This window comes from Noviherbaspirillum sp. UKPF54 (genome assembly GCF_007874125.1).
Lineage (GTDB): Bacteria > Pseudomonadota > Gammaproteobacteria > Burkholderiales > Burkholderiaceae_D > Noviherbaspirillum.
The window spans coordinates 3,760,760-3,773,274 of the sequence record NZ_CP040128.1; the positions used below are offsets into that span (position 1 = coordinate 3,760,760).

At 65.2% G+C, this 12,515-nt stretch carries 13 protein-coding genes and 1 pseudogene; 6 read left to right on the plus strand and 8 right to left on the minus strand.

Annotation, left to right across the window (positions count from 1 at the left end; all coding sequences use genetic code 11):
* Positions 1 to 6: 6 nt before the first annotated feature.
* Positions 7 to 1,023 (minus strand): AraC family transcriptional regulator, encoded by a 1,017-nt coding sequence (locus tag FAY22_RS17450; protein ID WP_168204869.1) that lies wholly within the window; start codon positions 1,021 to 1,023, stop codon positions 7 to 9.
* Between the two features lie 342 nt (positions 1,024 to 1,365).
* Between FAY22_RS17450 and FAY22_RS17455 the strand changes: the two genes are divergently transcribed.
* Genes FAY22_RS17455 through FAY22_RS17465 form a run of 3 tightly spaced genes read left to right on the plus strand, consistent with a single transcriptional unit; the run spans position 1,366 to position 5,263 of the window.
* Positions 1,366 to 2,076, plus strand: a complete 711-nt coding sequence (locus FAY22_RS17455; protein WP_146331556.1) for a 2Fe-2S iron-sulfur cluster-binding protein — start codon at positions 1,366 to 1,368, stop codon at positions 2,074 to 2,076.
* Positions 2,073 to 3,059: a xanthine dehydrogenase family protein subunit M gene (locus tag FAY22_RS17460; RefSeq protein ID WP_146331558.1), complete on the plus strand. Its 987-nt coding sequence runs from the start codon at positions 2,073 to 2,075 to the stop codon at positions 3,057 to 3,059. The genes FAY22_RS17455 and FAY22_RS17460 overlap by 4 nt, the downstream gene beginning before the upstream one ends.
* Entirely contained in the window at positions 3,056 to 5,263 is a 2,208-nt protein-coding gene (locus tag FAY22_RS17465) for a xanthine dehydrogenase family protein molybdopterin-binding subunit (protein WP_146331560.1), read from the plus strand. The genes FAY22_RS17460 and FAY22_RS17465 overlap by 4 nt, the downstream gene beginning before the upstream one ends.
* A 37-nt stretch (positions 5,264 to 5,300) precedes the next feature.
* Here FAY22_RS17465 and FAY22_RS17470 read toward each other — a convergent pair whose 3' ends face one another.
* Together FAY22_RS17470 and FAY22_RS17475 are read right to left on the minus strand one after the other, a co-directional pair.
* Positions 5,301 to 6,158, minus strand: a complete 858-nt coding sequence (locus tag FAY22_RS17470; protein ID WP_146331562.1) for an NYN domain-containing protein — start codon at positions 6,156 to 6,158, stop codon at positions 5,301 to 5,303.
* Positions 6,159 to 6,276: 118 nt separating this feature from the next.
* Positions 6,277 to 6,927 (minus strand): lytic transglycosylase domain-containing protein, encoded by a 651-nt coding sequence (locus FAY22_RS17475; protein WP_210411847.1) that lies wholly within the window; start codon positions 6,925 to 6,927, stop codon positions 6,277 to 6,279.
* 196 nt (positions 6,928 to 7,123) lie between these two features.
* On the opposite strand from FAY22_RS17475, the gene FAY22_RS17480 reads away from it, so the two are divergent.
* Positions 7,124 to 8,710, plus strand: coding sequence for a catalase (locus FAY22_RS17480; protein WP_146331566.1), 1,587 nt, complete (start codon positions 7,124 to 7,126; stop codon positions 8,708 to 8,710).
* Between the two features lie 56 nt (positions 8,711 to 8,766).
* On the opposite strand, the gene FAY22_RS17485 is transcribed toward FAY22_RS17480, so the two are convergent.
* Complete coding sequence (locus tag FAY22_RS17485; protein WP_146331568.1) at positions 8,767 to 9,396, minus strand: FABP family protein; 630 nt, start codon at positions 9,394 to 9,396, stop codon at positions 8,767 to 8,769.
* Positions 9,397 to 9,573: 177 nt separating this feature from the next.
* Between FAY22_RS17485 and FAY22_RS17490 the strand changes: the two genes are divergently transcribed.
* Positions 9,574 to 10,149: a chromate transporter gene (locus FAY22_RS17490; protein ID WP_146331570.1), complete on the plus strand. Its 576-nt coding sequence runs from the start codon at positions 9,574 to 9,576 to the stop codon at positions 10,147 to 10,149.
* The gene (locus FAY22_RS17495; protein ID WP_146331572.1) at positions 10,146 to 10,730 is read left to right on the plus strand and encodes a chromate transporter; all 585 of its coding nucleotides are present in this window, start codon (positions 10,146 to 10,148) and stop codon (positions 10,728 to 10,730) included. Before FAY22_RS17490 ends, FAY22_RS17495 begins: the two co-directional genes overlap by 4 nt.
* Before the next feature lie 42 nt (positions 10,731 to 10,772).
* On the opposite strand, the gene FAY22_RS17500 is transcribed toward FAY22_RS17495, so the two are convergent.
* The 4 genes and pseudogenes from FAY22_RS17500 to FAY22_RS17515 form a co-directional block, all read right to left on the minus strand.
* On the minus strand, positions 10,773 to 10,967 hold the full coding sequence (locus tag FAY22_RS17500; protein ID WP_146331574.1) for a hypothetical protein: 195 nt from the start codon (positions 10,965 to 10,967) through the stop codon (positions 10,773 to 10,775).
* Between the two features lie 81 nt (positions 10,968 to 11,048).
* A pseudogene (locus FAY22_RS17505) lies at positions 11,049 to 11,333 on the minus strand (cytochrome c5 family protein); the annotation flags it as partial.
* Between the two features lie 232 nt (positions 11,334 to 11,565).
* Positions 11,566 to 11,805, minus strand: a complete 240-nt coding sequence (locus FAY22_RS17510; RefSeq protein ID WP_146331578.1) for a hypothetical protein — start codon at positions 11,803 to 11,805, stop codon at positions 11,566 to 11,568.
* 63 nt (positions 11,806 to 11,868) lie between these two features.
* Positions 11,869 to 12,489, minus strand: a complete 621-nt coding sequence (locus tag FAY22_RS17515) for a TetR/AcrR family transcriptional regulator (protein ID WP_146331580.1) — start codon at positions 12,487 to 12,489, stop codon at positions 11,869 to 11,871.
* Positions 12,490 to 12,515 lie beyond the last annotated feature (26 nt).

Consider the following 12,515-nt stretch of genomic DNA (forward strand, 5'->3'; position numbering starts at 1 on the left):
GCTCGATCAGCGCGGGCCAAGGCGCTCCGCACGCATCATCAGACGATAGGCGTGCGGCGTCTGCCCGGTCCAGCGCTTAAAGGCATTGATAAAGCAGGTCGATTCGGCATAGCCGAGACGCTCGCCAATCTGTTCGATGGACAGGCATGAGGTGGCAAGCAGCTCCCTGGCCATGTTCAGGAGAACCTCGTCGCGCAGTACGATAAAGCTGGTGTTCTCGGACAACAGGCGCCGGCGCAGCGTACGCGTCGTCATGCAGAGCTGATCGGCCAGAGTATCCATATCGGGCATGCGCGGAGCGCTTGCGGCAAGGCGCTCGCGCACCTGAGCGACAATTCCTGCCTGGGCCGACCGCTCGCCGATCAGCCGGCGGCATTGCTCTTCTGCGGCACGTTGCGCCAGCTCGTTAGCTTGTGGCAAGGGAAGCTGCAGCAGGCGGCCATCGAATACCGCCAAATTAGCCGGCGCGGCGAACAACGGGGACACACCGAACACCGCCTTGTATTCCGGCGCTTGCGCCGGCCTGTCGAAACTGAAGGCGAGGCGCTGTAATGGCGCTTGCTGGGCAAACAGGTCGCGCTGGATGGTGATGAGCGCGCACGCATCCCTCTCGACGATAAACCGGCGCAATTCCTTAGGAATCCCCGCATCGTCCAGCACGATCTGCGTCTCGCCGTCCCGGTCCGCCACCTGAAAGCGGGTGAAGGCGAACGTCAGGCCGAAATACCGCATCGTGACGTCCAGCGCGCTGCGCATGGTAGGACTGCTGATCATGGCCAGGCCGAGCGTGCCGAAGGCTGTGAAGTGGTAACGGCGGCCGGCTTCCAGCCCCAGAGACGGGCACTCGCCAAGGTATTCCACCAGATTGCGGATCAGGCGAAGTTCCTGATTGGCCGTCACCAGCGCAGCCGGATCGGCCAGACTTTTCTCGGGAACGCCCGTCCCCGCCAGGCACGCGCCCAGCGACATGCCGTGGTCCGCCGCCAACTCTGCCAACACCCGCATGCTCGTCACGCTGCGCATGAGCTCTCTGCCTGGCATCGTGTCTCCTCCTGGCGTAGTTATGTTTTTTCTGATTTATGGAAATATCGCAGATTGCCAATAGCACTGCTTAATTCACCGTGTATTTCATAATTCGGGTTTTATTGCCATTAATTTTAATAACGTTCGTTCAATTAGCCAGGTACTGCGTTTCAATATTTCCAGACTATCGGCTGCTTTTGGGGCATCTGATCGCCCATCAACAATCTGCAGCCGATCATTCGGTACGTCCGGCACGAGATTCCGAACATTTGCCCCCTCTCCGGATTTTTTCCGCATGCCGTGAATCGAATGCCAAGTCTTGCAGCTCACGGGGAAAAAGACATGCCGAAGCACCATTCCGGAAGCGAGCGCGACGCACCGCCGGGTGCCGGGTCCGATGCCCCTTCCTGCCACCTGACGCGGCGGCAATTCCTTCAGTCGGCAAGTGCGCTGGCAGGTTCGCCGCTGATGTCGATCGTTAACGCGAAAGATGCGGCGGCGCCGGCGCAGGCCACCGCTGCATCACACTCCATGCCACTGGTGCTGAAAATCAACGGCGAACGGCACGAGCTCGTACTGGAACCGCGCGTCACGCTGCTCGATGCATTGCGCGAACACCTCGGCCTGATGGGCACGAAAAAGGGCTGTGACCGTGGGCAATGCGGCGCCTGCACGGTCCTGGTCAACGGCCGGCGCATCAATTCCTGCCTGACGCTGGCCGTCATGCACGAGGACGACGACATCACCACCATCGAAGGCATCGGGCGCCCGGACAACCTGCACCCTATGCAGGCCGCGTTCGTGACGCACGACGCCTTCCAGTGCGGTTACTGCACGCCGGGCCAGATCTGTTCCGCCGTGGCCCTGCTGCGCGAGGCGCAACGCGGCCACGCGAGCGCGGCGACGGCCGACGTGCGGCAGGCCGGCGTGATCCTGAGCGATGACGAAGTACGCGAACGCATGAGCGGCAATCTGTGCCGCTGCGGCGCTTACGCCAATATCGTCAAGGCGATCCGCGCGGTGGCCCATCCCGCTGCTGGAGAAAAATCATGAACCCGGCGGCGTACCGGCGCGCCGCCAGCGTCGAGGAGGCGCTGCGCCTGGCGCAGGAACCGGGCGCGGCATTCATCGGCGGCGGCACCAACCTGCTCGACCTGATGAAGGGCGGCGTCGCCGCGCCGCATACGCTGATCGACGTGAGCCGCCTGCCGCTGGCCGCGATCACCGAACTGCCGGACGGCAGCGTGCGCATCGGCGCCATGGCGCGCAATACCGACGTCGCCAACCATGCGCTGATCCGCATCCGCTACCCCCTGCTGTCGCAAGCCCTGCTCGCGGGCGCGTCACCGCAGCTGCGCAACATGGCCACGGTCGGCGGCAATCTCCTGCAACGCACGCGCTGCTATTACTTCTACGACACCGGATTCGACCGCTGCAACAAGCGCCTTCCCGGTTCCGGCTGCGCCGCGCGCGACGGCTACAACCGGATTCACGCGGTGCTCGGCGCCAGCGACGCCTGCATCGCCACCAATCCCTCGGACATGAGCGTGGCGCTGGCCGCCCTGCGCGCGGTGGTTCGCGTGCGCGGCGCGGGCGGCGAACGCACGATCGCGATCGGCGACTTCCACCGGCTGCCGGGCGACGCGCCAGAGCGCGACACCACCCTGAACCAGGGCGAGCTGATTACGGCCGTCGATCTGCCGCGCTCGCCGTTTGCCGAACATGCGCACTACCTCAAGATACGCGACCGCGCGAGCTATGCGTTCGCGCTGGTGTCGGTGGCGGCGGCGCTCGACCTGCGCGACGGCGTGGTGCGCGAAGCGGCGCTCGCGCTGGGCGGCGTGGCGCACAAGCCGTGGCGCACGGCGCAGGCCGAAGCCGCCCTGGCCGGCCGCACCCTTGACGCGCAATCGATGCAGGCCGCCGCGGCCGCGCTGCTGCAGGGCGCACGCCCGTATCAGCACAATGGCTTCAAGGTGGACCTGGCGCGGCGCGCCGTCATCCGTGCACTGAGCACGGCGGGAGGACTGGCATGAAAAACATCGGCGCTCCCCTCGACCGCATCGACGGCCCGCTGAAAGTGTGCGGCGCGGCGCGCTACAGCGCCGAATTCGCCCTGCCGCGCATGGCGCACGCGGTGCTGGTGCAGAGCACGATCCCGAACGGCCGCATTACGCGCATCGAGGGCGCGGCGGCCGAGCACGTGCCCGGCGTCATTGCCGTGCTCACCCACAAGAATGCGATGAAGCTGCCGCAGGGCGGTCGTGCGGCCGTGCAGCCGCCGCACGGGCGCGTGCTGTCGCTGCTGCAGGACGACAAGGTGCATTACACCGGCCAGCCGGTAGCCGTGGTGGTGGCCGAGTCGCCGGAGCAGGCGCAACAGGCGGCAGCCATGCTGCGCATCGATTACGCGCGCGTGCCGGCGGCGCTCGATTTCGCCGCCGCCAGGCCGCAGGCCTATTCGCCCGGCAAGGTGCTGGACATGGCGGCCGATTCGCGGCGCGGTGACGTGGCGGCGGGTCTGGCGCAGGCGTCGCATCGCAAGACGCTGGTCTACACCACGCCGATGGAGCATCACAACCCGATGGAGCCGCACGCCACGCTCGCCGCCTGGGAAGGCAACCGGCTGACACTGCACGACTCCACCCAATACGTGGCCGGCGTGCAAAAGACGATCGCCAAGACCTTCGGCATCCCGGCCGATCAGGTGCGCGTCATTTGCCCCTATACCGGAGGCGGCTTCGGCGGCAAGGGCTCGGCCTGGTCGCATGTGGCGCTGGCGGCGATGGCCGCGCGCCATACCGCGCGGCCAGTGCGGCTGGTGCTGCAGCGCCCGCAACTGTTCGGCCCGGTGGGCGGCCGCCCGCACACCGAGCAGACGATCGCGCTCGGCTGCGAAGGCGGCGGCAAGCTCACGGCGATAGAGCACCGCGTCATCTCCAGCACCTCGATGATCGAGGACTGGACAGAATCGTCCGCGATGGTCACGCGCATGCTCTATGCCTGTCCGAACGTCGCAACCTCGCACCGGCTGGTCAAGCTGAACGTCGGCACGCCGACCTTCCAGCGCGCGCCGGGCGAGGCGACCGGCAGCTTTGCGCTGGAAAGCGCGCTCGACGAACTCGCGTATGAAGCCGGCATCGATCCGCTCGAACTGCGCCTGGCCAATTACGCCGAGCGCGATTCCGACCGCGACCTGCCGTTTTCGAGCAAGGCGCTGCGCGAGTGTTATCGCGCCGGCGCCGCGCGCTTCGGCTGGGCCAAGCGCAATCCGCAGCCGCGCTCGATGCAGCAGGGCCGCTGGCTGGTCGGCATGGGCATGGCAAGCGCCACCCGTCCCGCCAAGCGCAGCCCGGCGGCGGCGCGCGTGCGCCTTCTGTCCGACGGGCAGGCGGTGGTGCAGTCGAGCACGGAAGACCTGGGCACCGGCACGTACACGGTCATGACGCAGGTGGCTGCGGACGCGCTGGGTTATCCGATCGAGCGCGTGCGCTTCGAGCTGGGCGACACCAGCATGCCGGAAGCGCCGATCTCGGCGGGATCGATGACAGTGGAAAGCGTCGGCTCAGCGGTGCATGCAGCGTGCCTGAATGCGCGGCAGCGGCTGGTCGAACTGGCGGCGGCCGACCCGCACTCGCCGCTGTCGGGCGCGGCGAGCGCCGACATCGTGCTCGACAACGGCTGGCTGCAGCTGGCATCGGATAAGCGCCGGCGCGAGCCCGCCGCCGCCGTCATCGCACGCAACGGTGCGCGCGCCATCGAAGCGCAGGGCGACAGCAAGCCCGGCGGCGAAACGCAGCAATATTCGATGCATTCGTTCGGCGCGGTATTCACCGAAGTGCACGTCGACCGCGATCTGGGCACCATCCGCGTGCCGCGCGTGGTCGGCGCCTATGGCGTGGGCAACCTGATGAATGCCAAGACCGCGCACAGCCAGCTCATGGGCGGCATCGTGTGGGGCATCAGCATGGCGCTGTTCGAGGATTCCGTGCTGGACCGGCGCTACGGGCGCTTCGTCAACGCCAACCTGGCGGAATACCACGTTCCGGTGAACGCCGACATCGGCGACATCGAGATCATCGTGGTGCCGGAGCAGGATACGCAGGTCAATGCGCTCGGCGCCAAGGGCATCGGCGAAGTATCGACCACGGGCGTCGCCGGCGCCATCGCCAACGCGGTGTACCACGCCACCGGGCGGCGCATCCGCAATTTGCCGATCACGCTAGACAAACTGATTTGAACGGCCTTCCGGCGCGCAGGGACGGGGATGAGGGCAATTAATCCTCGCCGGCGGCCAGCCGCACCTTGTACTGTCCGGTCTTTTCGTCGCGGATAATCTGCAGCAAGCCGTGCTTTTGCGCGTCTTCCATCAGTTCCTTGAACGAGCGGTAGCCGTAAGCCGATTCGGAAAATCCGGGACGCCGGCGCTTCATGGTCTGCTTGACCATCGAGCCCCAGATCTTCTCGTCCTCGCCGCGTTCGGCGATCAATGCCTCGACCGTTTCGACGGCGAAGTCGAGCGCGTCCTGGCGGCGGTCCTCGTCGGTTTTTTCCTCGCTCTTTTCCTCGCTCTTCTGGGCCGGCGCCTTGGCGCCCGCGCTGGCGGCGGCCTTCTTGGCCGGCGCCTTCTTTTCGGCCGGCTTGCGCTTGGGTTTCTGCTCGCGCACCAGGTCGTCGTAGAAAATGAATTCGTCGCAGTTGGCGGCCAACAGGTCGGAGGTGGAATCCTTGACGCCGATGCCGATCACGTACTTGTTGTTCTCGCGCAGCTTGGACACCAGCGGCGAGAAGTCGGAGTCGCCGCTGATGATGACGAAGCAGTCGACATGCGACTTGGTGTAGCACAGGTCGAGCGCGTCGACGACCATGCGGATGTCGGCCGAGTTCTTGCCCGACTGGCGCAGGTGCGGGATCTCGATCAGTTCGAACGCCGCTTCGTGCATCGGCGCCTTGAAATCCTTGTAGCGGTCCCAGTCGCAATAGGCTTTCTTGACCACGATGCTGCCCTTGAGCAGCAGGCGCTCGAGCACGCGGCGGATGTCGAAATGCGCGAACCTGGCGTCGCGCACGCCCAATGCGATGTTCTCGAAGTCGCAGAACAGCGCCATGCTGGTGATCTCGAATTGTGCCGCCATCGGTTACTCCTTCTTTCTTTTTGAGGCGCGCGGGAAACTGCCGCGCCGCGGGTGTCGATGGTTGGCAAGGGTACACTGTTTCGCCGGCGCTGGCGCCCCCTGAGCGGGCATCCGGTTTTCAGTTGAGCGAGGGCGACTGGAAGCGGTGGTAACGTTCCAGCACCATCGGCACGTAGCGCTGCGTTTCCTGGTAGGGCGGGATGCGCCGGCCGTGCCGGATCACCGCATTCTCGCCGGCGTTATAGGCGGCCACCGCGAGCTGGACATTTCCGCCGAACATAGACAGCAGGTCGCGCAGGTAGCGCGCGCCGACTTCGATATTCTGTTCCGGCGCGTACAGGTCGTACTGCCCGTAGCGCGCTGCGGTGGCGGGCATCACCTGCATCAGGCCGATCGCGCCCTTGGGGGAACGGGCGCGCGCATTGAAGCCGGATTCGACTTCGATGACGGCCTTGAGCAGGGCCGCGTGCACGCCGTGCGCCTGCGCCACGCGCCGCACCAGCGGGTCGAACGCGCTGCGGCGCGCCGACAGCTGGGCCGTGGTCACCGGAGCGCCGCCGGCGCGCGGCCACAACCGGTTGCCGTCGAATACCGCGAATACCTGCGAAGTCCGGTTGAGCGGCCGGTCGGAAAAGGTTGGCCGTCCGGACGCATCGTAAGAACGGTAGATCCTGGCCTCCTCGGCCCAGGCCAATCCAGTTGCGCATAACGCCATCCCCAGCGCAAAGCGCCACGCCCACCCACCACTTTCCACCCGCGTGGAATCCATTGCATCCTCCCTGTACAAGCGTACGATAAGCCCGCGACAAGGTTTCCTGCAAGCAATGATGTTATGGCGATGTTGTGGCGCCGGCACATTCCGGGAACAAGCTATCGCATCCATCGGAACTGCCAATCCCGTGCCGGGATAGAAAGCGGTCCGGGCTTGTCAATATGACTCTCTCCTTGCCTGCGAAAGGAATGTCATGAGCGACAAGCGCCCGACCCTCACCACCCGCCAAGGCCATCCTGTCAGCGACAACCAGTCGCTGCGCTCGGTGGGCGAACGCGGCCCGGCCACGCTGGAAAATTACCAGTTCATCGAAAAGATCACGCACTTCGACCGCGAGCGCGTGCCGGAGCGCGTGGTGCATGCGCGCGGCACCGGCGCGCACGGTTATTTCGAAGCCTACGGCAAGATCGGCAACGAGCCGGCTTCCAGGTACACGCGGGCGAAGGTGCTCAACCAGACCGGCGTGCGCACGCCGGCGTTCGTGCGCTTCTCGACCGTCATCGGCGGCAAGGACTCGCCGGAAACGGCGCGCGATCCGCGCGGCTTCGCGGTGAAGCTGAAAACCGTCGACGGCAACTGGGACCTGGTCGGCAACAACCTGAAACTCTTTTTCATCCGCGACGCGATCAAGTTTCCCGACATGATCCATGCCTTCAAGCCCGACCCGGTGACCAACCGCCAGGAGCCGTGGCGCTTCTACGATTTCGTGTCGCAGTCGCCGGAGACGCTGCATATGCTGACGTGGGTGAAAAGCCCGTGGGGCATCCCGGCCAACTACCGCGAAATGGAAGGCGCGGGCGTCAACACCTACAAGCTGGTCAACGACCAGGGGGTGGCACACCTGGTCAAATTCCACTGGCGTCCGAAACAGGGCGTGCGCAATCTGACGGCGGTACAGGCGGCCGACATCCAGGCGCATGATGTGGGCCATGCGACGAAAGACTTGTACGAAGCGATCGCGCGCGGCGATTTTCCGGAGTGGGAATTCTGCGTGCAGCTGATGACCGACGGCGGCCACCCGGAACTCGACTTCGACCCGCTGGACGATACCAAGCTCTGGCCGGAGGACAAGTTCCCGCTGCTGCCGGCAGGCCGCATGGTGCTCGACCGTAATCCCGACAATGTCTTCGCCGAGACGGAGCAATCGGCCTTCGGCACAGGCGTCCTGGTCGATGGCGTGGATTTTTCGGACGACAAGATGCTGCAGGGGCGCACGCTGTCGTACTCGGACACGCAGCGCTACCGGGTCGGGCCGAACTACCTGCAATTGCCGGTCAACGCGCCGCAGGAAAAGGCGCACGCACGCACCAACCAGCGCGACGGCCAGATGGCCTATTACGTCGACACGGATGCCGGCAACAAGCACATCAACTACGAGCCGAGCACCGTCGGCGGCCTGCAGGAAGCGCCCCGGCCGGACAAGGAATATCACCAGTGGGTGGAAGGCCACCTCGGGCGCTACCAGACCTCGCGCACGACCGACGACTACCGGCAAGCCGGCGAGCGCTACCGCACGTTCAGTGATGGGGAGCGCGAGGAACTGATCGCCAACATCGGCGGCGACCTGCGGCAATGTCCGGAATCGATCCAGCTGCGCATGGTGTGGCACCTGTGGCATTGCGACGAGGACTACGGCCGGCGCGTAGCGCAAGCCGCCGGCGTCGATCTTGAGAAAGCCAAGGCGCTGCCGCCGCTACCGGGGAAGCCGGCGCCCCACGAACGGCGCGCGGCGGCGACCTACACCAGCGGCAAGGCCGAGGAAGCCGCGCCGGCCAAGTAGCAACTACCGGCCGTCCTGCGGGAAGAAAGCCAGGGCGGCCGGGCGCCTTCCCTGGCTCAGCGAGCGAGCGGATTGGGCGTCGGTTCCGCCAGCTTGAGCAGCGTATTGCGGTCCGTATGGTGGAACGGTTCGTCCTTGCCGCGGATTATCATCACCGTGTCTTCGTCGTACGACCAGCTGCCGTCGGTGTTGATCGTCACCTTGATGCGGTATTCCACCGTGTTGAATGCGTAATCGAGGAAGGGATTGGAGCGAATGCCCCAGTTATCCGACTCCTTGCGGGCGACCAGCTCGAAGCTGGTGGCATCCGCGCTCGCGCTGCCGCTGGCCATGGCGATCTGCCCGCGCGGGATCGCCAGCGTCTGGATGACAGTGCCGCTGGCCGGCTCCCACAGCCAGTAGCCGACCTGGTCGTGGTATGTCTTGACCTGGTCGGGCTTGGTCACATGGGTGTGATAGCGCAGGCCGTAAAACAATTGCGGGCCATTGGTGACCGGGTCGATCGGCTGCAGCTCGATGCGCTCGACGAAAGCTTGCTTGCGCGCGCCGTCGGCCTTGGGCTTGACATCCAGCCCGCGCGTGCCCTGCCACACGCCGGCCATGCCGCGCAGGGGGCCAAGATTGGCGAGGGTGTCGACGTCGATGCCGGACGGTTCGGTAAAGATATCTTCTGGAAAATCGTTCATGGTGTCGTTGAGAAGTCAGACGATGAATCCGAGGTAAGGCGATTGTAGAGGCAAAATATTGCCTACGCTTAAGCACCAAGCCGGCATCCGGCGAAATATGATAGGCTGTCCCGCTTAGTTTCCTATAGGCATTTTTCCCGGCCCTGCCCGGCTGCGGCTTAACGCATTGTCATCGCCATGAATTCCGGTCCCGACGCGGCGCGTCCCGTCCCGCGCTCTCCCACCCATCTGTTTGTCGCCTTCACGCTGCTCGCGCTGCAGGGTTTCGGCGGCGTGCTGGCGATCGTGCAGCGCGAGCTGGTCGAGCGCAGGCGCTGGCTGACGCAGGAAGAGTTCCTGGAAGACTGGGCCGTCGCGCAGATCATGCCGGGGCCAAACGTGGTGAATATTTCATTGATGATCGGCGCACGCCATTTCGGCCTGCGCGGCGCCCTGGCCGCGCTGGCCGGCATGCTGCTGGTGCCGCTGGCGGTCTTGCTGCTGGTGGCGCTGTTTTACGCCCGCTACGCCGACTACCCGGCCATGGCAGGCGCGCTGCGCGGCATGGGCTCGGTGGCGGCCGGCCTGATCGCGGCGACCGGCTTGAAGCTGTTCGGCGCATTGAAGAAGAACGTGCTCGGCCTGGGCACCTGCGTCGTCTTGTTCAGCCTGGCTTTGGTGGCCATAGCGCTGCTGCGCGTGCCGCTCGTGTACGTGCTGCTGGTGCTGGGCGGCGCCGCCTGCGTGCTGGCCTACCGGAAGCTGGCGCCATGAACGAGGCGCTGCACCTGTCCCTGGGCTGGAGCGACTGGCTCCATCTGTTCCTGCATTACCTGTCGCTGTCGCTGCTGGCGGTGGGCGGCGCGATCACGACGGTGCCGGAAATGCACCGCTATCTGGTGAATGAACAGCATTGGCTCACCGATGCGCAGTTCAATGCGTCGGTATCGATCGCCCAGGCCGCGCCCGGGCCGAACGTGCTGTTCGTCGCGCTCATGGGATGGAATGTGGGCATGAATGCCGGCGGCATCTGGCCGGCGCTGCTCGGCGTATGCGCGACCATGGCCGGCATCCTGATCCCCAGCACCACTCTGACCTATCTTGCAGCGCGCTGGGGCCAGCGCAACCGCGAACTGCGCGCGGTGCGCGCTTTCAAGCAGGGCATGGCGCCGATCGTGGTCGCGCTGCTGGTCGCCACCGGCTGGATCCTTGCCAGCGCCAACGGCAATCCGCTCGAAAACTGGCGCCAGTGGATGCTGACGATTGCCGTCACCCTGCTCATCTGGCGCACCCGGCTGCACCTGCTGTGGCAGCTGGGCGCGGGGGCACTGCTGGGCGCGTTCGGCTTCGTCTGAGCGGCCATGCCGGCCGCGCCGAACTCCATCCCTGAACCTGTCCTAGTCGCTCGCGCCGTGTTCCTGGTACGAGGCCGTCGGCTGGACGCGCCACTTGCCGCGCACCCACTGGGGCGGCGGCTGGATGCGTCCCTTGCGGATCCAGCAGCGCAGCGCATACATGCTGGGCGCGTATTCTCCATAAACCAACGTCGCCCAATGCGTGAGCGGGATGCCGGATTCGGCTTCTGAAGCCATCGGTGTTTCCTCTTGTTTTTCGTTCTGGAGCGCACGGAAGGCGCACCGCGCGGCGCGTCTTCCGTGGCATGGCGGACAGGCTTACTTCGCCTGGCCGATCATGTAGTCGGCGGCGGCGATCACGTCCGCATCCGACAGGCTGGCGTTACCGCCCTTGGCCGGCATCACGCCCTTGCCCTTGAGGGCGGAAGCGTGCAGCGCGTCGGCGCCGGTCTTGATGCGCGGTGCCCATGCTGCCTTGTCGCCAATCTTCGGCGCGCCGGCCGCGCCGGTGGCGTGGCATGCGGCGCAGGTGGATTCATAGACGGCCTTGCCATCGGCGGCCATTGCTTGGGTGCCAGCAACCAACAAACCTGCAGCGATAGCGATACCGACAAAACTGGATTTCATCATTACTCTCCGGGGATTCAAAAGTCATCGAAACGCATGCCGCTCCCGGCATGCCATTGCCATAGAGCAATTGTCATGCCACGCAGACATGCGCCCGGAAAGGAGTTTTGAAGAGAAAAGCGCTTGATTCAAATCAAGCGGTTCTTGAATCTGCAAAAGAATGGCGGGAGTTTTCCCGAAGAGCAATCAATCAGGCCGCCACGCCCGCTTATTCTTCCAGCCCGCCACCGAATTCGGCGGCCGCCTTGGCGGCCCACAGCGCTTCGTTGTACGAGCCGAAAGGCGCGTCGTAACTGTCGACGGCGCCATCGTCGCCGACAAAATTGGTCCACCAGCCGTCGCCTTCCTGTACCAGGGCAATATCACCCGGCCGGCATTGGCCGGCGATCGTTTCGCCGGCGGCGAGCGTGACGATGTTGACGTTGCGGTGCGTGATCGTGGTTGCCATGCAAGCTCCTTTGCGGCGCGAAGATCGGGCCGATAGTGTAATCCCGCGGCCGGCACACTGGCGTCAGGCCGATTTCCTTTGGCTGGCGGCGCCGACCGCGCGCACGGCATACGGCTCGAACAGGCTCATGACTTGCGCGAAGCCCCAGCCGATGTGCTCGCGCGTGACCTGCTCGACGTTGTGGCGCGAATGCAGGTAGTCCAGCCAGTAGCTCGACACGATCCAGGCGTTGACCACCAGCCGCTCGATCTCGCCGCTCGTGGCCTTGAGCAGGCCGGCATCGGCCATCTGCTGCAGCGCGCGCCGCACGTCGGCCTGCCCGCGCTCGGCCAGCGCCATGCCCTTGCCGTGCAGCGCGGGCGCCATGCGCTTGATGGCGGCCGTGTCGCGGTAAAAGAAGCGCCATTCCCACATCAGGTTGAACCACTTCTCCAGGTAGCCGGGTCCGACGTCGTGCGCGGCCGGCGGCGCGTTGGCCACGTCGTCGAGCGCCGCCTCGAATTGCTCGAACAGCGCCACCAGGATGTCTTCCTTCTTCTTGAAGTAGTAATACAGGTTGCCTTCGTTGATGCCGACGGTGCGCGCGATTTCGGCGGTGGTGACCGCCGCCGGGTTGGATTCATTGAACAAGCGCAAACATGTTGCAAGAATCCGGCCGCGCGTATTGAGGGCCTCTGAGGTCATGATTATCCTTTTGATGATTCTAAGGT